This window comes from Pseudoalteromonas sp. OFAV1 (assembly GCF_021532595.1).
Classification (GTDB): domain Bacteria; phylum Pseudomonadota; class Gammaproteobacteria; order Enterobacterales; family Alteromonadaceae; genus Pseudoalteromonas; species Pseudoalteromonas lipolytica_C.
Genome location: NZ_JAKGBG010000011.1, coordinates 20497 through 40717 on the forward strand (window position 1 = coordinate 20497; position 20221 = coordinate 40717).

A 20221-nucleotide genomic window follows, 5' to 3' on the forward strand; every position below is an offset into this window, starting at 1 on the left:
TATGACGTCATATCTGCGTATATTTTTATTACTTGTGTGCTTGGGTGCACTGTCTTGGTATAGTTTTTCAAGCGGTCCTAGCTCAGATGAGCAGCAAGGTATAACCAAAACCGCTGTGGACCTTGCTAATTGCCAACAGCAGTTAGCACAAAGTCGCATGCAAACTTACGCTGAACATTATATCTTGCCTTATCAGTTCAAATTATTGAGTTGGAATATTTACAAAGCACAAATAGATGGCTTACTCACAGATTTGCAAAAGCTAAATGACAATGCAGATATAGTGTTACTGCAAGAAGCTATCGAAGAGCCTGCGCTTACAAAGCTCAAACCTTACTGGCGCTTTGCTAAAGGCTATAAGAGTGGCGGCGTGCAATCAGGGGTTATGACACTCAGCCGCTGGCCTGCCGCGGTGCATTGCACCCTCACCCATGTTGAGCCTTGGCTACGTAGTCCAAAAGCCACTAATATCGTTGAATATGCGCTGCCAGATCAACAGTTATTGCTGAGCATTAACCTGCATGGCATCAACTTTACTTTTGGCGTTAGTGACTTTAAACAACAGCTCGACGATGCAGCTAGTATCATGCGCATGCACAAGGGACCTATCGTATTTGCCGGTGATCTCAATACCTGGAGTGATGAACGCCAAGCATTATTACAGCAAACATTAACCCAACTAGGTTTACACGAAGCTATCTATTTAGATGATAAACGTACCAAAGCATTTGGATTAGCGCTTGACCAAGTATGGGTTCGCGGTGTCAAAATAGAAACAACCGTTGTGCCTGAGCTTGCAAGCTCTGATCATAACCCAATTATTGCAACCCTGACGATAGAGCATCAAACGCTATGAGATTATGTATAAAAGAATATTGGTTAATCGCGTTAATGTTATTGAGCATTAGCCAATTCAGTTATGCAGCGACCCCAGAACAAGAGATAAACCACCTTATTGATTTTGTTGCTAAAAGTGACGCCATATTTATTCGCAACGGCACAGAGCACTCAAGTGAAGATGCTGCCGAACACCTTGCAATGAAATATCGAAAAGCAACCCGCTATGCAAAAACCGCCGAAAAGTTTATCGAAAACCTAGCGAGTAAAAGCTCATGGAGCGGTAAGCCCTATAAAGTAAGACTCAGCAATGGGTCGTTACTCAATGCAAAAGATTGGTTGAGCAATGAATTAAAAGAGTACCGCCGAAACCAACATATTCATAATTAAAATCATCAACACACAAGAAGCGAAAAGCCATGCAAGAACACAAAAATCAGCCACTCAATGACTTTATTGAGTACCCTCATGACGAGATGCTAAAACGCGCCGAAGAGTTTTTAGCCGTGAGTCAGCGTCGCCACAGTATTCGCAGTTTTAGCGACCGCCCAGTGCCAAAAGAAATAATCGAAACCTGTATTAAAGCGGCAGGCACTGCACCAAGTGGTGCCAATCATCAACCTTGGCACTTTGTAGCAATACATAGTAGCGATGTGAAAAAACAAATTAGAGAAGCAGCCGAAAAACTAGAGCGTTCATTTTATGAAGGTCGCGCAGGTGAAGAATGGTTAGATGCATTAAAACCACTTGGCACAGATGCCAGTAAGCCCTACCTTGAGCATGCACCTTGGCTCATTGCCGTGTTTAGTCAAAAGAAAGGCGGTATTTCTGCCGATGACAAAAATACCAATTACTATGTGCATGAATCTGTTGGCCTAGCAACCGGCTTTTTAATTCAAGCACTACACAGAGCTGGCCTTGCTACCCTCACGCATACACCAAAGCCAATGAGCTTTTTAACCGAAATTTGTGGCCGCGATAAAGATAATGAGCGCCCTTACATGCTGCTTATTGCAGGCTACCCAGGCACAGATGCAACCATCCCTGAGCATGCCTTAGTGAAAAAGTCGCTGGACGAAATAGCGACCTTTATTTAGTTTTAAAATCAACAGCCAGCACATCCCCCGGGTTTAAACCTGAAACGATGTGCTGCTGTCCATCGACCATTTCGCCAAGGCGTACGTAGCGGCGCACTATCTGATTATTTTCAAGTAAATAGACCATGCTCAATTGGCCGAATTGATGCACCCAGCTTGACTCAATCAACACCCCTTTTTCAGTGGCGAGCGGTAATTGTAATTGTGCATAAAGCCCAGGCATTAACCCAGTTTGCGCATCTGTTTCTAAACGGATTTCCATACTACGCGCAGCACTATCAGCAACCGGCACGATTTCTGTCACCGTGGCAGGCATTGATATTGATAAAGCGGGTAATTTGACTGTTAGAGTTTGGCCAACATTCAGCTTAATTGCTTGTTGTTCTCTGACATTAAATGCTAATTGCAATTGTTGTGGGTTATACAGTGCGAGTAATGGCGTGCCAGGCGTTGCGGTATCGCCGGGCTCTGCAAAACGCTCAACCACAACACCTGAAATCGGCGCTTTAATTTGCGTAAAACTCAGTGCAACTTGCGCTTGTGTTTGCTGCTGTTTAGCAATCGCTAGGTTCGCAGTTAAATTATCGAACCTTGCTTTTGCATCGTCGTATTCGCTAACAGATACCAAACCTTGCTTGTATAAATCGTTAATACGCTTTAGTTGTTTCTCTGCTTGAGTTAGCGATGCATTAATTGCATTTATTTGTGCTTCGCTTTGAGCAAGCCCAGCTTTAAAGTCATCTTGCTGCAAGGTAATTAGCACATCACCTTGTGTTACTGTATCGCCAGCGCGTACATTTAAACGCTCAACTTGTGCCATAACCCGTGATGAGATTTGCGTATTTTGTTTGGCAATCACAGTACCCGGTACAACTTCATCACGCGCAATATCTGCCAGTGTTACAGTGACTAACTGACCAGTGTAATCATTTGCTGATGGGTTTTTCATGCCTGCAGCTTGCTTATCAGAGAAACTGCCCGCCATGTAAAGTACCGCCACAATAATCACTGATAACGCGATAATTGAACCAATAAGTTTTGATTTACCCTGCATGAGCTTGTTCCTCTTTGGCTGCATCCTTTGCAAACACTAAATAATAAACCAGCGGCACAACAAATAATGAGAACAATGTTGATGCCACAATACCAAAAATAATTGCGATCGCTAGACCGCTAAATACCGGGTCTAAGGTGATCACCAAGTTACCTAATAAGGTGGTTCCCGCTGTCAGTAACACAGGGCGCATACGCACCGTACCTGCGGCAATCAAAGCTTGCTTAATTGCCATACCTTGACCGCGAGCTTGATTAATAAACTCAACTAAAATAAGTGAGTTACGAACCACAATACCGGCAAGTGCAATCATGCCTATCATGGCTGTTGCGGTGAATAGCACCGGCTCAGGAGCACCAGCAATGCTGCGCTCTCCAAATTGATTTAATAGCCAAAAGCCCGGCATGATCCCTATTACGGTTAATGGAATAGCCGACATGATGATCAGTGATAAACTCGCTGAGTTTGTTTGAATGCGTAAGATGATGAAAATTGCAGTGAGCGCAAACGCAAAGGCAATCCCCATATCTCTAAATACATCAATGGTAATTCGCCATTCACCTTCACCACTAAAGGTCACATCAGTGCCAGCAGGTAATTGCCAAGCTTGGCTACCACCATTATTGAAAAAGTGCCTACTTTGCCAATCAGTTTGGCTAAATTCGTCAGCACTGATGGCTAAGTCGGCATTGACGTCAGCAATAATTTCAGCAGGGGTACGACCATTTAGTTCAGCCATAACATATACAACATTACGCTGATCTTTACGCATAATTGGCTTGGCAACCTCTTGATGCTGAAATTCACCTAACTCAGATAGCGCCACCAGCGGCCGCGGTGCACTTTGCAGCCCAAATTCGTCACTGGTTTTTGCAAGCTCCCTATCGCCACGCACTTGTAATGCCAGCAATTGAGCAAATTGGTTACGGTCTTGATATGGTAGTTGCAGTTTTATATCGACAGGATCTGTTTCGCCGCTAACATATAACACCCCAACATTTTGCCCATGCGAGGCAATGGCTAAGGTCTGGGCAATATCTTGCGTAGACACCGCCGACAATGATGCTTTACTTTTATCGGTAACAAAACGCTGTAACGGCGCATTGGCAGCAATACTGGTATCAACTTCAACCACATGCGGCTCTTGTTTTAACCTTGCAGCAACAGCAAGGGCTGCTTGATAGTGCGTGTCTGTATCAACAAATGGCTCACTGTAAACTTCAGCCACTAAGGTACTTAAAACCGGCGGACCCGGTGGCACTTCAACCACTTTAATTACAATGCCATCGGTTGCCAGTGGCGCTAATGCGGCACGCAAGCGCATGACCACACCATGAGATTGATGATCACGCTCAGTTTTATCGAGCAGTAATACTCTGAGTTCAGCTAAATTAGCAGCTTCACGTCGATAATAACCACGCACCATACCATTAAAGTCCATGCTTGATGGCTGACCAACATAGGCTGCCGCCTCACTTACTTCATTTAATTGCCAAGTGATGGTTTGTACTTGTCGAGTGAAAGCGGCGGTTTGCTCAAGGCTTGTGCCTTCTGGCATATCAATTAAAACTTGCAACTCGTTTTTATTATCAAACGGTAATAGCTTTAGAGGCACTGCACGCATTACGGGTAACATGGCACTGGCGACAAACAAAGCTAATGTGGTCCATAAAACGAGTTTGGCGCGGCCTTTAGACTCAAGTAATGGCGATAACATGCGCTCGTATAAGCTATGGGGATTAGCTTCTAGTTGCATGCTGTCATCGACTGGCGCTTTAAGTAATTTCATGGCTAACCATGGTGTGACAAAAAATGCCACTATGGTTGAAACCATCACACTGACCGGTACATTAAATGCCATCGGTGCCATATACGGCCCCATCATGCCGGTGATAAATGCAAGTGGGATAAATGCCATCATAATGGTCAATGTAGACATAAACAGCGCCACACGAATTTCGCTCATGGCATCAACTATGCGTTGTTTTTTATCGCCTTTTTTTGTTAAAAAGCGACTTATGTTGTCTATCCCAGTAATGGGATCATCAACCAATAAACCTAAAGAAAGTATTAATGCAAACAGCGTGACTCGGTTAATCGTATAGCCAAAGGCAAAATCAAGTGTCAGGGTGATGCCGTAGCAAATAGGTACCGCTAGCCCCACAACAATCGCTGGTCGCCAACCTAAAAATACGCCAACAAAAATAACCACGGTAAATACCGCAAACACTAAGCTCGATGTAAGGTTATTTACTTTTTCATTTGCGGTTTGGCCATAGTCACGCAGTACGGTGTAGCCCACTTCATCTGGTAGTAGATTAGCCGATAAACTGTCCATCATGCTGTGTACTTCGTTGGCTACAGCTACCGCATTGGTGCCTGCTTGCTTAGCGACACTAATAGTGACTAAAGGAAGTTGTTGCTGATTATCTGAATGAGCCAACCATTGATAACTTTGTGCTTCGCTTGGCCCATCACTCACCTGAGCCACATCACTTAGGTAAACACTCTTACCATTAACCACATTGACAACAAGCCGTTCAATCGCAGATTGAGAGCGTAAAACATCACCCACTTGTAAGGCAATTTGCTGCTTACCCTCAACAACGCTGCCCACATTCACTAATTGGTTAGATACGCTAAGCGCATAATACACATCGGTTAATGTTGTTTGGTGTGCAGCAAGGGCACTTGCATCAAGGTTAATCGTTAATTGACGAGTTCTACCTGCAATCACTTTCACTTCGCTGGTATTTTCGATGCGCTGTAAACTGTTAGCGATTTCGTTAGCAAAGCGGGTTAGTTGATAATCATCGTAAAGTTTTGGATCTTTACTAAATAAGCCCAGCATCACAATGGGTACATCGTTCACTTCAACCGGACGTATTTGCCATGAGCTGATCACTGACGCCATAGTGTGTTGATAGCTATAGAGTTTAGCGTAAGTGTCGAGGATGGCTTGCTCGCGATCGTGACCGACTTCAAAGCGAAGAGTAACAACAGCAGCATTACTTTGTGTGGTCGAGTAAATATGCTCAACGCCCGTTAACTGCGCCAATAACTTCTCCAAAGGTTCAGTTACCAGCCTTGCTACTTCTGGCGCTTCAACGTTTGGTGCTGCCACATATATATCAAGCATAGGAACCACAATTTGCGGCTCTTCTTCACGAGGGGTTTGCTTTAATGCCATTAAACCAAGCAGCACCGACATAATAAAAATAATGACAGGGAGGCGGCCGCTCAAGCTGTTTTTTACTGCATTATCGATAGCATTCATTGCTTAATTACCTTTGCAAAATAAACCATATAGGGTTGCTAAGATCGATACTACGTTTTCATCCACCACGCGATAATAGATAGTTTGGCTTTCGCGTCGAGTCGCGACTATCTGAGCTTTTCTTAGTGCCGCTAAGTGTTGCGATAATGCTGACTGCGCCAACGGCACAGCTTCGTTTAATTCGCTCACGCTCATTTCACCATCTTGCAGCGAACATAAGATCATCAAGCGATTTTTATTCGCCAATATCTTTAGCATTTGCTCTGCTTGTTCCACATTGTCGGCCATAGCCGCAAAATCGATGTTCATAATCACACTACTCTATATTCTTAAAATACCGCTAAAGTATAGATTGATATATTAGAAAAGTCTAATATTAGAATTTACTAATGTAGTATTATCTAATATATTAAATACATCACTCTGTTATCGAGGTCTTATTATGAAACTAAATGACGCGCTTCGCCTAATTGCTGGTGTAATGATCTGTATTTCATTGTTGCTACAACAGTTTCACAGTCCGCTGTGGATTTGGTTTACGGTATTTATTGCTCTAAACTTAATTCAATCGGCATTCACGAAATGGTGCCCAATGATCACCATTTTACGCAGACTTGGCATGGAGGATTAGTATGCTGACACCAATTCCTGACTTAATGAAAATTGTTGCCCCAAACCAGCGCCGCATTAGCGCTGACCAAGCAAAACAAGAATTAAGCGAAAACCACGGTTTATTAATAGACGTACGTGAGCCTGCTGAACACGCAACTAAAGCAGCAACAGGTGCAATTAATATCCCACGCGGTGTACTTGAAATGAAATTAATGGAAATTGAAAAAGATCCTGCAAGACCCATTTACTTACACTGTGCAAGTAGTGCTCGTGCCACACTGAGTGCCGAAGCTCTGACTCGTGTTGGCTACGAAAATGTCACTGTAATCACCTGTAATGCAGAACAAATTTGTCAGGTGTTTTAACTTCATAGAACAGTAACACTGGTCGGATAAGCTCGTACTTTTCTACTTATAGGTACAGAGCAATGACTTTTACACGCAGACGCTTTTTAAAAGCATCGGCGGCTGGTTTTGGAGCCGCCGTTTTATCTTTCGGTTTAACGGGCTGTAGTCTTAATGACGATGATGACGAAACCACAAAGCAAATCCCTGTCAGCTTTGATCACGGTGTTGCCAGTGGCGACCCTCTCGCTGACAGTCTCATTATTTGGACTCGCATAACACCACTTGAAAACGTCACGAGTGTTAACGTTGTTTGGCAGGCCTCAACAGATGCTAACTTCACAACCATTAGCCATGATGGCGAAACACAGGTAAGCGATGCAACCGACTTCACCTTAAAAGTTGATCTGCAAGGTCTCGATGCTAACACTACCTATTACTACCGCTTCATAAGTAATGGTAAAACCTCACCTACTGGAGCAGGTAAAACGCTTCCAACCGACAACATAGAACAAGTAAAATTTGCCGTTGTCTCTTGCGCTAACTATCCTGCTGGCTACTTTCATGTGTATGGTGAAATCGCAAAACAAACCGATTTAGATGCAGTACTGCACCTAGGTGACTACATCTACGAATATGGTAATACAGGTTATGCCACTGAAAATGCCGCCGAACTTGGCCGTTTATTACCTGATGACAATAGCGACGAAATCATTTCTTTAGCGGATTATCGCAAACGTTACGCCCATTATCGTAAAGACGAAAACCTGCAAGCTGCCCATAGTCATTGTGCATTTATTACTGTTTGGGACGACCATGAAATAACTAATGATACATGGCGCAGTGGCGCTGAAAATCACAACGACGGCGAAGGTGAATTTAGCGAGCGCAAAATGCATGCGCTACAAGCCTACTTTGAATGGATGCCTATCCGTAATGTAGCCGATAAAGAACGTATTTATCGACGCTTCGAGTTTGGCAATTTAGTGTCGTTACACATGCTCGATACCCGTGTTTTAGCTCGCGACGAGCAAGTTAATTATGCAGATTTCGATTTAACCAGCAGCCAAGGACAAGCTGACTTTGTTGCAGCAATTAGCTCACCGACTCGTGCCCTATTAGGTAACGAGCAACTTACATGGCTAACTGATGGTTTAACAACAGCAACAACACAATGGCAAGTACTTGGGCAACAAGTGCTGATGACCAAAATGCATTTGCCATTTGAGATTTTGCAGTTACTTATGAATATTCAAGTGACTCAAGCAAGCGGTGCTGACCCATCTGCATTACTTGCTCAAGCAAACACGTTATTTAGTGAGCTTGCGCAAATTAAAGGCCGTATATTAGCTGGCGATCCAACGGTTACTAGTGAGCAGCGAGCACGCGTAGAAACAACAGCGCCTTATAATCTTGATGCATGGGATGGCTATGCTTATGAACGTGAGGTAATACTTGGGACTGCAATTGCAGCGCAAAAGAACTTGGTGGTTTTAGCGGGTGATACGCATAACAGCTGGGCAGGACAATTAGTCACTGATGACAGTAACCCTGTTTCTGCTAAAGCTGCAGCTGGTGTTGAGTTTGCCACATCTTCGGTTTCTTCTCCGGGTCTTGAGAACTACTTAGCGTTAAATACGCAACCGAGCGAAGCTGTCGCACAAATTGAGCAAGTTATTGCATTACTGGTTAACGACTTAGCTTACAACAATTTAGTGGAACGCGGTTACTTAACGGTCACCTTTACTCAACAGCAAGCACTAGCCCAGTGGCATTATGTAAGTAGCGTTAAAACAGCCGATTACACACTGCTTAGCGAGCGTCAAAAAGCGCTCAGCGTACAAGCTGGTAACCCTACTTTACAACTGGCTTAACGCTTTTCATCTAATAGCGTAACTAACATTTGCTCAATGTTTTTTACGCTATAAGTAAGTGAACGCAGCAGTTCTAACTGACTATCTTCAGGTTTATGCTCAGCTTTAGCACTGCTGCTTTGCGTCATCTCATCTTTTTGTTTCAAGATTGCTTCGCGAAAAGCCTCTGCATCAACCACTCCGAGTAATGATACTAATGCACCTTGCCCTGATTGACCTGCCGTTTCAAAACTCAGTCGATAAAGACCAAATTGACGCATCAAAGGACCTTGGCTAAGTGCCACATCGGTTATTTTTTCAAGTGGGATCGATTTTTCTTCTTTAAAGAATACACCGCGTTTTACCACTAACTTACGCGTTAGCAACGTGGCTGACATCGCCGCTAAAATACGCCCTGCCACCAGCCAGATTATTAACGCAACAATGGGAATGAAAGGGATACCTACCATACTAATCACACAGGTAAAAATACCCAGTAATAACCAATACTGTTTTACTTTTGGATCAAAGCTGGCACTCAATAAACTGGTTTCTGTCATCATAGGCTCCTTGATAAGTAGTTATGACAATATACAAACTTTTCATTAAATACAAAAAAAGCCGAGCAAAAGCCCGGCTTAAGGGTACTGCAGGGAAAGCTACTCCACTGCTTCAACCGTCACTGTTAGTTTACTCAGGTCAGGTCCTCGCACTGTAAAACGATAATCGCCAGCAGCTGCAATACTCAGGGCGATATTGGCGCCAACGGCTTCTAGTAAAGCGGCTTCGCCAAGTACAGCAACAGGGGCATCACCGCTGCCGCCATAATCTACGGTACTCCAATCTTCAGAAGCGACTTTGAACTCATAATCACCTGCTTCTAATGTCATGGTGGTACTGTACATCGCATCACCTGCATAAATCAGTGGGTTATCTGTGCCCCAGCCATTAACGCTACCGCGTAAGTACACCTGAGTTGCGCCAAACATTTCTGCATTGAATACGCTCATGAGTGGCTCTTCAAGGTTGCTGGCATCAAACACAAACTGATATTGACCATCGATTGCAATATCCATTGTCATGTTTGCACCTTTTACTGCGAGCAGTTTTTCTGTACCCACAGTGACTGCCGCGCTGCTTTCACCTGAGCCATAATCCACCGTACTCCAGTCTTCAGAGGCTACTTTGAATTCATAGCTACCCGCGGTTAGCTGTTTAGTGAAGGTATAAATACCTTTACCTTGATACATCAGCTCGTCACTGGTACCCCAATCATTTAAGCTACCGCGCACATAAATTGCAGTGCCAACAAATGGCTCTTCGTTATAAACCTTAAGTACTGGGTTATCGGTGTCTGTGGCATCGAATGAGAACACATAAACAGCATCCATTGCCGCCGTAAAGATCATATTGGCACCACTACGTGTTAGCGGCTCATCTTCACCTTCGATCACCTCAGCAACATCGGCAGAAAGCGCTCCAAAATCAACGGTAGACCAATCTTCTGAAGCGACTTTAAACTCATAACTACCCGCTGTTAGAGGAATGGCAATTTTGTACTCGCCATTACCCACATATTCAAAGCTATTTGCCGTACCCCAGTCGTTTAACGAGCCACGAACATAAACTGTTGTGCTACCAAATGGTACGATATCAGGTGCCCCCACAGTCGCATCGGCACTTAGGCCTTCGCCTTGTGCATCAGCTTGTGGTTTCACAAACACAGCAACAGTATATGGCGGAACATTAAAGGTACCTTCGCCCTCACCAGCTATAAAGCTTGCCGCTGACATACTAGAGTCAACACTCGCTTTTAAAACAGGATGAAGCTCAAAACCCGCAGCCGTTGATACCGTATGCGATAAGCTTTGCTCTGTGCCGTTCATCACCACAACAATGGCATCGTATTGGCTATCTAGATCAGTCAAACCAACGCCATCATCGATACTCATCACGACTAAGCCTTGCTGTTGACGCTTACCAATATTGTGGAAGCCAACGCGGTCTAAGATGTCTTGCTCTGTGGTTAAACTAAATAGTGGGCTGGCACTACGAATTGCTAAGAACTCAGTAAATACATTACTTGCGTATTCAATGTCGCTAGCCATCGCTTGCGCATTCGTATTTGCCGAAATAGGTGCAATTTCGCCCCACTTCGCTTGGTTATCTTGCGCAGGCGGTAAACCTACATTCCAGTTGTTGGTTTCTTTACTGAAATCAACAAAGTTGAACCAATCACCAGAATCATAGCTGTTACGATCCATTGATTTAGAACGCAGCATATCAGCACCCATTTGCATAAATGGAATACCTTGGCTCATCAGCGGCATAGCTAAAGCCATATTGTGAACACGCACACGCTCTTCAATACTTAAGTTAGTGCCATGTTTATATTGCAGCTGATCCCACAATGTTTCGTTATCATGCTTAGAGACATAGTTAATGCTGTCAGCCGGATCGAGTGCATAAGCCGCAGGCTGACCACTCCAACTAAAGCTACTGCCTTTTGCTGAATTACCTTTAAAGTCTTTAAGAATGTAGTTTTGTAAGTTACCTGCCAGTGATAAACGCAACGTATCTTGCTCAGATAAATTGCCATCTGTGGCATTATTACTAAAGAACGCACCACCACGAATTGCTTCACGGATACGGTCATTAAAGGTGCCTACTTCAGTGCCTGCCATATCCATTTGTTTAGCTTGCACAAATAAACGGTTATCAGCGACTTCACCAAAGTTCCACCCTTCACCATAGAAGTAGGTATCAGGGTCAACCGCTTGCACTGCACTAAGTGCGGTCATAATTGATGCTTTTGGCATATGCCCCATCACATCAAAGCGGAAGCTATCGTAACCAAAATCACGGGCTAGAATCACCATAGAATCAGTAACAAACTTATCCATCATGACATGTTCTGTTGCTGTATTTTCACAACAGGTTGAGCGCTCGATATCGCCTGATGTTTCGTTATATCTGTGGTAATAACCTGGTACCAGTTTATCGAAGACTGATTTATCCCAAACACCTGATGAGGTCGTGTGGTTGTAAACAACATCTAGCACGACACGTAAACCAATTTCTTGTAAAGACTGGACCATCGCACGCGTTTCTTTGACTCGTGCAATACCTTCAGGCGATGAAGCGTAAGAGCCTTCAGGCGCAATAAAATGATGCGGATCATAACCCCAGTTAAAGCTATCAACACCACGCATTGCATTAGCAAGTGCTTGAGCATCATCAGAGCCAGGTAGGTAAGACGCCATTAAATCAACTATCAATGCACTCTTATCTTCGGTTTTACATGCATCGGCATCATCGTCAATGCGGCTACATAAATCACCTAAGGTTGCGGTAATATCAACACGCTGACTGGCATCTTCATCAATGGTGCCAATATCAGTCAGTGGCAGTAAATGGAAATGTGTTAAGCCATTATCTGCTAACTTTTTAAGATGTTGCATTGGTGCGCTATCAAGCTCAGTAAACGCTAAATACTTACCACGGTTTGCTTCACTGACTGTTTCATCACGCACACTAAAATCACGCACATGACCTTCATAAATTACCGCTTGCTCAGGGTAATCAATTGTTGGCACCATACGCTCATCCCAGCCGGTTGGTTTAGTATCTTCATCATCAAGGTTAATTAGTTGGCTATATAAACCATTGGTTGAAACATTAAGTGAATAAGGATCTGTGCTCCATAAGCTTTCAATTTGCTTAGTCGTCGGATGATAAACATCAAACATAAAGCGGTAGTAATGGCGATCGTGACTAATATCGACATTGCTAGACCAAATACCCGTTGCGCTATCAAAGGTCATAGCAAGTTGTTCTAGCTCAGTTTTATTAGCATCATACAGCGCTAGTTTCATATTGCTGGCTGTAGGCGCCCAAACCGACACATCAATGCCATTATTGGCGTAATGCACACCAAGTTGTGCTTCATTAGCGTCACTTTCGCCACTGGTATATAAGTCATCGAGGGCTTTAGCGGTTTGCACATAGGTTGCTTCAATTAGCTTGCCATCAGCATCGTAGCCTGCCACAACTAATTGTTGTTTAATAAGCTCTTTTGCAGCGGCTGCATCCCAGCTACCTTGGTACGCATTCCATCCAGCAAGGTGTGGTACTTTAGCGATTTGCTCATCGCTTAAAGATGTCGATGTAAGCTCAACCACTTGACCATTTAGCTCACCGGTATCTTCATCGACAGCTAAATCAGCACTGCTTGAAGAGTGTAATTTAATGATACTTGTCAGCTCATTACTTGGCTGATAAATCACAGTAGATAAATCTATCCAATGCGCTGATGCACCAGAAATACTCACCGGACGTTCACCTAAGCTAACAATTGGATATTCAAATACTGATGGTTCACCATGAATGGTAAAGTTCATGCGTTGGAACTTTTCATCGTCCTGCATCAATGGCATTTTTAAATCAACATCACCAAACGCTTTGCCAGACCCTTCGGTACCAATATGCACGATGAAGTTAGCACACTCGTTGTAACCCTCTTTTAGTTTTACAATCCAGTACGCGCCATAATTAGGGTCAATACCATCGTATTCATGACCATTTGCCCAATCAGTGGCATCAAACGGTGCTGCGTAAGAATCACAGTCATCGTTATTCCATGAGTGTAATCGATAGCCTTCGTAGGCATCATCACTGGTGCGGTTATAGAATAAGATGGCTTCGTCATCAGCAGGGAAAACCACAGGATCAGGCAAAGTGGGATCAGCGCCTACTACGCAGCTCTCATTATTCTCATCGGGTACCGTTGGTGCCGGACAACTAATCGGCGGAGGATCAACACACTCAGTCCCCGCTTCATTGGGAACTTGTGGGACACTACAGGTCAATAATACTTGTCCTGAATCTATATCGTTACTTGCGCCACCACCACATGCAGCTAGCAATACCATGCTACATGCAATCAGTAAGCGGCTAAAATTAGCTATTATTTTCATATTTTTATCTCCAACTCACTGATCAATGGTTATAGGTAAAACCTAGATAAAACTGACGACCAAAGAATTGCGTGGTGCCTGTTTTACTGGTTGTTCCAAAGTAGCTTTGTGTTGGTTCATCGGTTAAGTTATTCACTTGTAATAACATGCCGAATGAATCTGTGAACTGATACGATGTTTGGAAATCGACAACCGTTTCTGCATCAAAATTCACCACTTGCTCATTGACAGCAACTTGCTCTGATACGAAATCATCGCGATAACGCACATTCAAACGTGTTTCAAAGTTTTCATAGCTGTAAAAAAGTGTGCCGTTAAAAACATTGTTTGAAAGGCCAGGTAAGTCTTGCGATACAGAATCACCACCTAAATCGGTGATAGACTGCACTTCGCTCTCTGTATATGAGTAACTAGCGTTAATACCTAAACCTTCAAACGGTGAGGGTAAAAAAGAGAAAACTTGCGTATAGGCAAGCTCAATACCACGAATATAACCGCCCTTAGCATTGTTAACCGCAGTTGTGTACACACCATTAGTGGTTTCGATTTGCTCACCGCTGACTGGGTCGACTATGTATTCTGGTACGTTAAAACCATTCCCTTTAAAGTCAAAGTTCTCTATGGCCACCGTATCTATGAATGAGTCGATATTCTTATAAAACGCAGCAACAACCAGTGCACCATCGGTGTCTTCAAAGTATTGCTCGTACGAGATATCGTATTGATCAGCATAGAAAGGTTTTAAGAATGGGTTATTAGTACTTGAACCGTTAATTTCGCCGTCATTGTTAACCGATGCACTGGCATCACCCGCTAAACGGTTAATCGGAGCACGCGCCATCACTTTTGCCGCAGCAAAACGAATTTGTGTCGCGTCACTCACTTTAAAGTTCAGGTTTAATGAAGGCAGGTAGTCTGTATATTTAATGCCTAATACGCTTGGTGCATAAAGGTCGTTAACAATGCCATTGTCATCAACAATATACTGCGCACCGAGTTGCGGATCGCCACCGACGTTTTCGAGTACCGTCGCTGACTGATCGGTATCTACTCAGCGAATACCAATATTACCTGTAACGGGTAAAGTGCCAATTTCAGTATCAATGTTAAGCATCAGGTAGGCTGATACCACCTCTTCATACACTGAGCCACTTTGTAACATGGTCCATGAGTAGTTAGTGGTATAGCCTTGTGCATCTGGCTCACCATCACCATCTAAATCAACAACACCATCGGCATTACCCCAGGTTTGTACTGGCTGCGGAATACCACTTGGGAACCACGCGTTGAGCGCTTTATCTAAATCTATCGCTAGGTATGATGGGAAATAGCTAAACTCACCTTGCCAATCTACCACTGTAGCCATGTCATCAGTAAGGCGAAGCGGTGGTTGAGTCGAAGAGAATGCGCCGTCGTTACCGTACTCAAATACAGAGCGATTATTACTGTACTCACGGTCTGAATAACGCGCACCAAATTCAATTGAGCTGAACCAGTTATTCTCTAACTCATATTTAAAATCGAGTCGGAACGCTTTGACTTCATCTTCATTTTCATACGGATAAATACCGTATTTACTGACCATAACGCGGTCAATATCGCTAAACGCGTCGGCTTGGTTAAAACCTACATCAGGCAAGTTTAAGCCGTTTAATTGATAGTTAAGCGATACATTGGTATCGAACACAGGGTTCTCAACGGTGGCATCTTCTGCAACCAATACCCACAGTAAACCATTACGGAAATTACTCTTAGCACGAGATAACGACACATCAGCATTGACATTCAAACGCTCAGTAATTTGCCAATCGGCATTAATACCGTAGCTGTCTACTTCATCAAAGTCTTGGTTATCATCATTAACGATCTCAACACGGGTAAAGCTATTTGATGTGCGGTTAATCGCGCCACCAATCACCGCATTACCGTCAAGTACTGGGTTAGCATAAACCGCAGACGGACCACCAAACTTAACCCGAAAACCACGGGCAAATGATTCGCTATCAAAACGCGATAAAAACGCATCACCTTTTAGTTTAAAGTTATCGGCTGGTGCCCATTCAATCGAGGTTAAATAACCATTACGGGTTTCTTCACCACCTAAGTGCTGAAGCTCAAAACCCTCGCTAATGTATTCATTAGCAGGGTTATCTACTGGGCCATCAGTATCATTGGCCAGTCCATCAACATCTTTATTGCCGTTGTAAGCAAAACCGATAAACTGAGTCGCCACACTTGGCTGGAATAGTCGCGCGTAACCCAATGCCACACCTAACGTATCGTCAAGAAATTTGCCTTGATAAGAAAAGCTAATACGGTCGCCGTATTCGGTGGCATCAAATACCTCTGAAGCACGGTCGTTATACATACCACGTACATTCGCAGTAAATTTGTGTTGCTGGTCGTTATCCAATGGGCTGGCTGTTTGTAGCTCTACCGTCCCCGCGACGCCCCCTTCAATGAGTGAGGCTTTTGGCGACTTATACACCGCCGCCGAGCTGATTAACTCAGACGGATATTGGTCAAACTCAATACTACGGCTACCACTGGTAGATACTTGCTCACGACCGTTTAATGTCGAAAAAACAAATCCACCTGATAAACCGCGAATGTTGATTTCGGCAGCTTGGCCACCAGTGCGTACCGCTGAGATCCCCGGCAGACGTGTTAATGCATCAGCCATAGACACATCAGGCAATGCGCCTAGATCATCGGCTGATAGCTGCTCAGAGACAGTGTCACTAAAACGTTTTTGATTTAATGATTGAATTAAGCTGCGACTAAAGCCGCGCACTTCGATTACTTCTAGCTCAGGATCGATTTCCTTCGCTGATGTGCGTTCTTCTTCCGTCGCCGCCATTGCACTATTTGCTGCCACTAAAGCCAGCATAAGTGCACTTAGCTTGAATTTCCCCATTGGATTCCCACCCTGTTGTCGTTGGAAGTGTTGTATTTGTGGTTATTGTTGTTGTCAAAAAACAACCAATAAAGTGTAACCAAAAGGTAAATATTGTGTGATGAATACGTATGCAATAGGAGCTTACTGGGGAAAGCAGCGATCACAACCCTTTTTTTATTCGTGATGTAATCGCAATATAGAGGGTTTTATAGGGTAATAACGACGCGAACAGCTAAGGCAATAAAGATTATCCCTAGCAATTTTTCAAACCACGGATTCGCTTTGGTAAAACCAAAACGCTTTTTTGATATTTCAGTTAACAGTGCAACAAGTAGATACCAGCCTGTATCAAGCACAAATACCGTTAAACACATGATTAAGCCAACCTGCAAAGTCAGGCTTTCTGGATCAATAAATTGCGAAAACAGTGCTAAAAAGAACACTGCTAGTTTTGGATTTAAAAAGGCAATGGCAAAGCCATCTTGCAACGCGCTGCGGGGACTAGGCTTAGCCTGCTCAACATTCAGTGTTTGCGAGCTAGGTTTAGCTAACAGAATACGAATACCTAAATATGCCAGGTATGCTGCACCGCCATATACCAGCACTTGATAAAGCGTTGGTAGCTGCGTCATCAGCGCGCCTAGGCCAAGTAACGAGGCACACGCATAAAAACCAACCCCAATACCATGGCTTAACGCCGCTAACATGCCGTTTTTCATGCCGCCATGTAGGCTATGTTTTAATACTACAGCTAAACTCGGCCCAGGCGACATCGCACCCATCACGCAAATTAAAACTAAACTCAACCACTCAGTTAGTGTCATTATTCGTTATTCTCAATTAGTAATAAAACGGATGTTATCTGACCATAAAACCCAGTGGCAGTGGTAATTGTTTTCACTTGCCAACCAGCTTGGCCTAACTCGAACACCCGTTGATTTAATGCCTCAATATCGATGCCGCCGAAAAAGCGCTTCTTTTTAAACTCAACTACTTTTTGCATGTTAGTCCATCAGTTGGTATTCAAAGTCATAATGATGAATACCCGATTCAATTCGAATTGCCATTTTACCAGAAAGACCTTCAAGCTCTCCTGCGCCGGAGTCTGGCACCACTTCTAAAATCAATCGGTCAGTCCCCTTATCCATGGTGCCAAAATGTTGCAGTACAAAACTACCTTGCTTACCTTCTAAGCTCCCAACAACTTGTTCAATCGCTACATAACCTGCGCTACCTTGAGTCGCAGTCATGGCACTGAGCATTTCGCCTTGGCTTGTTGCCTCTAATGGTCCTGAGAACTGTTTATCAATCGACATGCGCCCTAAATTAACGCCATCCTTACCTGTTGCATAGCCGCCAATAGGGTTTAATTTTACAGTGAATTGCCCGCTGATAGTTGTAGATTCCATACTAATCCCTTAATAACTGTTGATTTTTAGAGCATTGATAACCATATCTATACCCTATTCACCAACAAGAATCTAGCATGTCTAACAATAAAGAAAAGGCCGCATTTAGCAGCTTATTACCGATATTAGCTTTTATAAAACCCTACAAATGGGTAGTGTTTGCAGCGCTTGGCGCCTTGTTGCTTACCGCCGGAGTCAACTTATCTCTTGGACAAGGTGTTAAATTTGTTATTGATCATGGTTTTATTGCAGGCTCACAAGCTCAGCTACAGCAAGCAGTGATGGTACTGATTGGTTTAATTAGCTTATTAGCGGTAGGTACTTTTTGTCGCTTTTATTTAATGTCATGGATTGGCGAGCGAGTCAGTAACGATATTCGTAAAGCCGTGTTTGATCGCATCGTTACATTACACCCAAGCTACTTTGAAGAAAACCGCAGCGGCGAGCTGATGTCGCGTCTGACCACTGATACCACCTTGTTGCAATCTATTATAGGTTCCTCTTTTTCGATGGCATTACGCAGTAGCTTAATGCTCATCGGTGGCTTGGCTATGCTACTCATCACTAACTTAAAGCTAACCCTTGTGGTTGTTGCTTGTGTGCCTGTGGTATTACTGCCGATGATGATTTTTGGCCGAAAGGTACGAAAACTCGCAAGCTCAAGCCAAGATGCCATTGCCGATATCAGCACCTACGCAGGCGAGATCATTCAAAATATAAAAGTCGTGCAAAGTTATAGTCATGAAGAGCGTGAAAAAGCAGCATTTAACGAAGAAACCAACAAGGCGTTTCAAGTAGCAAAAAGCCGCATCAAACAGCGCTCGTTTTTGATTGCCGCGGTGATATTTCTGACCTTTAGTGCCATTAGTGTGATGCTTTGGGTTGGCGGCAGTGACGTATTAGCTGGCACCATGACAGGTGGTGAGCTCGGTGCTTTCGTGTTTTATGCGATTATGGTGGCGATGTCTGTAGCAACGGTTGCCGAAGTGTACGGTGAGCTACAAAGAGCCGCAGGTGCAGCAGCGCGATTATTAGAGCTACTTGCCGTTGAAAGCATGATCAAAAGCCCAGATAAAAATCATGATGCACAACTTGAGACAAACAAGCTTAATCACCCTGCTATCGAGTTTAATGATGTATCTTTTCATTACCCTTCAAGGCCAGATAAAGCCGCTTTAAATGCGCTTAACTTACAAGTAAAACAAGGACAAACTGTTGCAATCGTTGGCCCATCGGGCGCTGGTAAAACAACATTGTTTGAATTACTGCAACGTTTTTACGACCCAAGTTCAGGGAGTATTTCGCTGGCGGGCATAGACATAAAAGCACTCTCTCTTGATTGCTTACGCCAGCAAATGGGGATGGTGGCACAAAACCCAATTTTATTTAGCTCAGACGTAATGCACAACATACGTTATGGCAACCCAAACGCCACTGACGAGCAAGTATATGCGGCGGCTAAATATGCTCATGCCGATGAGTTTATTAATCAACTTCCTGATGGCTATCACAGCTTTTTGGGGGAGCAAGGTGTCAGGCTCTCTGGTGGGCAAAAACAACGTATAGTACTGGCGCGAGCAATTTTAAAAGACCCAGCAATTTTATTGCTTGATGAAGCAACTAGTGCACTCGACGCACAAAGTGAATTTCATGTACAAGCTGCCCTTGAGCATCTAATGAAAGACAGAACAACCCTGATTATTGCCCATCGTTTGGCAACAGTTAAACATGCTGATGTGATTGTCGTAATGGATAAAGGAGAAATTATTGCAACGGGTACGCATCAACAGTTGTTTGAGACTAACCCATTGTATAAACAATTGTGCGAATTACAGTTTAATCGAGATTAATTAAGCGAGTCGA

The 20221-nt window shown here is 43.7% G+C and carries 15 protein-coding genes and 1 pseudogene; 7 read left to right on the plus strand and 9 right to left on the minus strand.

Annotated features, from left to right (window positions below; translation table 11 throughout):
* Window position 1: 1 nt before the first annotated feature.
* Genes L1267_RS08450 through L1267_RS08460 form a run of 3 tightly spaced genes read left to right on the plus strand, consistent with a single transcriptional unit; the run spans window position 2 to window position 1934 of the window.
* Window positions 2-856 carry an endonuclease/exonuclease/phosphatase family protein gene (locus tag L1267_RS08450; protein ID WP_235382568.1) on the plus strand — a complete coding sequence of 285 codons (855 nt, stop codon included), beginning with the start codon at window positions 2-4 and terminating at the stop codon, window positions 854-856.
* Complete coding sequence (locus L1267_RS08455) at window positions 853-1227, plus strand: DUF5329 domain-containing protein (RefSeq protein WP_135922863.1); 375 nt, start codon at window positions 853-855, stop codon at window positions 1225-1227. The genes L1267_RS08450 and L1267_RS08455 overlap by 4 nt, the downstream gene beginning before the upstream one ends.
* A gap of 29 nt (window positions 1228-1256) precedes the next feature.
* Window positions 1257-1934: a nitroreductase family protein gene (locus tag L1267_RS08460; RefSeq protein WP_054554404.1), complete on the plus strand. Its 678-nt coding sequence runs from the start codon at window positions 1257-1259 to the stop codon at window positions 1932-1934.
* On the opposite strand, the gene L1267_RS08465 is transcribed toward L1267_RS08460, so the two are convergent.
* From L1267_RS08465 to L1267_RS08475, 3 genes are read right to left on the minus strand one after another with little or no spacing between them, the layout of a single operon-like run.
* Window positions 1927-2988, minus strand: coding sequence for an efflux RND transporter periplasmic adaptor subunit (locus tag L1267_RS08465; RefSeq protein ID WP_235382569.1), 1062 nt, complete (start codon window positions 2986-2988; stop codon window positions 1927-1929). The two genes, L1267_RS08460 and L1267_RS08465, sit on opposite strands and share 8 nt — an antisense overlap.
* Entirely contained in the window at window positions 2978-6265 is a 3288-nt protein-coding gene (locus L1267_RS08470) for an efflux RND transporter permease subunit (RefSeq protein ID WP_235382570.1), read from the minus strand. Before L1267_RS08470 ends, L1267_RS08465 begins: the two co-directional genes overlap by 11 nt.
* Window positions 6266-6268: 3 nt before the next feature.
* The gene (locus tag L1267_RS08475; protein ID WP_054554407.1) at window positions 6269-6574 is read right to left on the minus strand and encodes an ArsR/SmtB family transcription factor; all 306 of its coding nucleotides are present in this window, start codon (window positions 6572-6574) and stop codon (window positions 6269-6271) included.
* A gap of 133 nt (window positions 6575-6707) precedes the next feature.
* Between L1267_RS08475 and L1267_RS08480 the strand changes: the two genes are divergently transcribed.
* From L1267_RS08480 to L1267_RS08490, 3 genes are all read left to right on the plus strand, one after another.
* Complete coding sequence (locus L1267_RS08480) at window positions 6708-6896, plus strand: YgaP family membrane protein (RefSeq protein WP_235382571.1); 189 nt, start codon at window positions 6708-6710, stop codon at window positions 6894-6896.
* Window position 6897: 1 nt separating this feature from the next.
* The gene (locus L1267_RS08485) at window positions 6898-7242 is read left to right on the plus strand and encodes a rhodanese-like domain-containing protein (protein ID WP_063702368.1); all 345 of its coding nucleotides are present in this window, start codon (window positions 6898-6900) and stop codon (window positions 7240-7242) included.
* A gap of 62 nt (window positions 7243-7304) precedes the next feature.
* Window positions 7305-9095 (plus strand): alkaline phosphatase D family protein, encoded by a 1791-nt coding sequence (locus L1267_RS08490; protein ID WP_235382572.1) that lies wholly within the window; start codon window positions 7305-7307, stop codon window positions 9093-9095.
* Here L1267_RS08490 and L1267_RS08495 read toward each other — a convergent pair.
* The 6 genes and pseudogenes from L1267_RS08495 to L1267_RS08520 form a co-directional block, all read right to left on the minus strand.
* Window positions 9092-9634 (minus strand): PH domain-containing protein, encoded by a 543-nt coding sequence (locus L1267_RS08495; protein ID WP_138558501.1) that lies wholly within the window; start codon window positions 9632-9634, stop codon window positions 9092-9094. The two genes, L1267_RS08490 and L1267_RS08495, sit on opposite strands and share 4 nt — an antisense overlap.
* A gap of 99 nt (window positions 9635-9733) precedes the next feature.
* Window positions 9734-14050, minus strand: a complete 4317-nt coding sequence (locus L1267_RS08500) for an alpha-1,6-glucosidase domain-containing protein (RefSeq protein WP_235382573.1) — start codon at window positions 14048-14050, stop codon at window positions 9734-9736.
* A gap of 22 nt (window positions 14051-14072) precedes the next feature.
* Window positions 14073-16967: pseudogene (locus tag L1267_RS08505) on the minus strand (TonB-dependent receptor).
* Window positions 16968-17155: 188 nt separating this feature from the next.
* Window positions 17156-17773 (minus strand): LysE family translocator, encoded by a 618-nt coding sequence (locus tag L1267_RS08510; protein ID WP_235382574.1) that lies wholly within the window; start codon window positions 17771-17773, stop codon window positions 17156-17158.
* Complete coding sequence (locus L1267_RS08515; RefSeq protein WP_135922870.1) at window positions 17773-17952, minus strand: DUF4177 domain-containing protein; 180 nt, start codon at window positions 17950-17952, stop codon at window positions 17773-17775. The genes L1267_RS08510 and L1267_RS08515 overlap by 1 nt, the downstream gene beginning before the upstream one ends.
* A 1-nt stretch (window position 17953) precedes the next feature.
* Window positions 17954-18358: a DUF3224 domain-containing protein gene (locus L1267_RS08520; RefSeq protein ID WP_062564809.1), complete on the minus strand. Its 405-nt coding sequence runs from the start codon at window positions 18356-18358 to the stop codon at window positions 17954-17956.
* A 77-nt stretch (window positions 18359-18435) separates the two neighbouring features.
* Here L1267_RS08520 and L1267_RS08525 point away from each other — a divergent pair, with 77 nt between their 5' ends.
* Window positions 18436-20208 (plus strand): ABC transporter transmembrane domain-containing protein, encoded by a 1773-nt coding sequence (locus L1267_RS08525; protein WP_235382575.1) that lies wholly within the window; start codon window positions 18436-18438, stop codon window positions 20206-20208.
* Window positions 20209-20221: the final 13 nt, after the last annotated feature.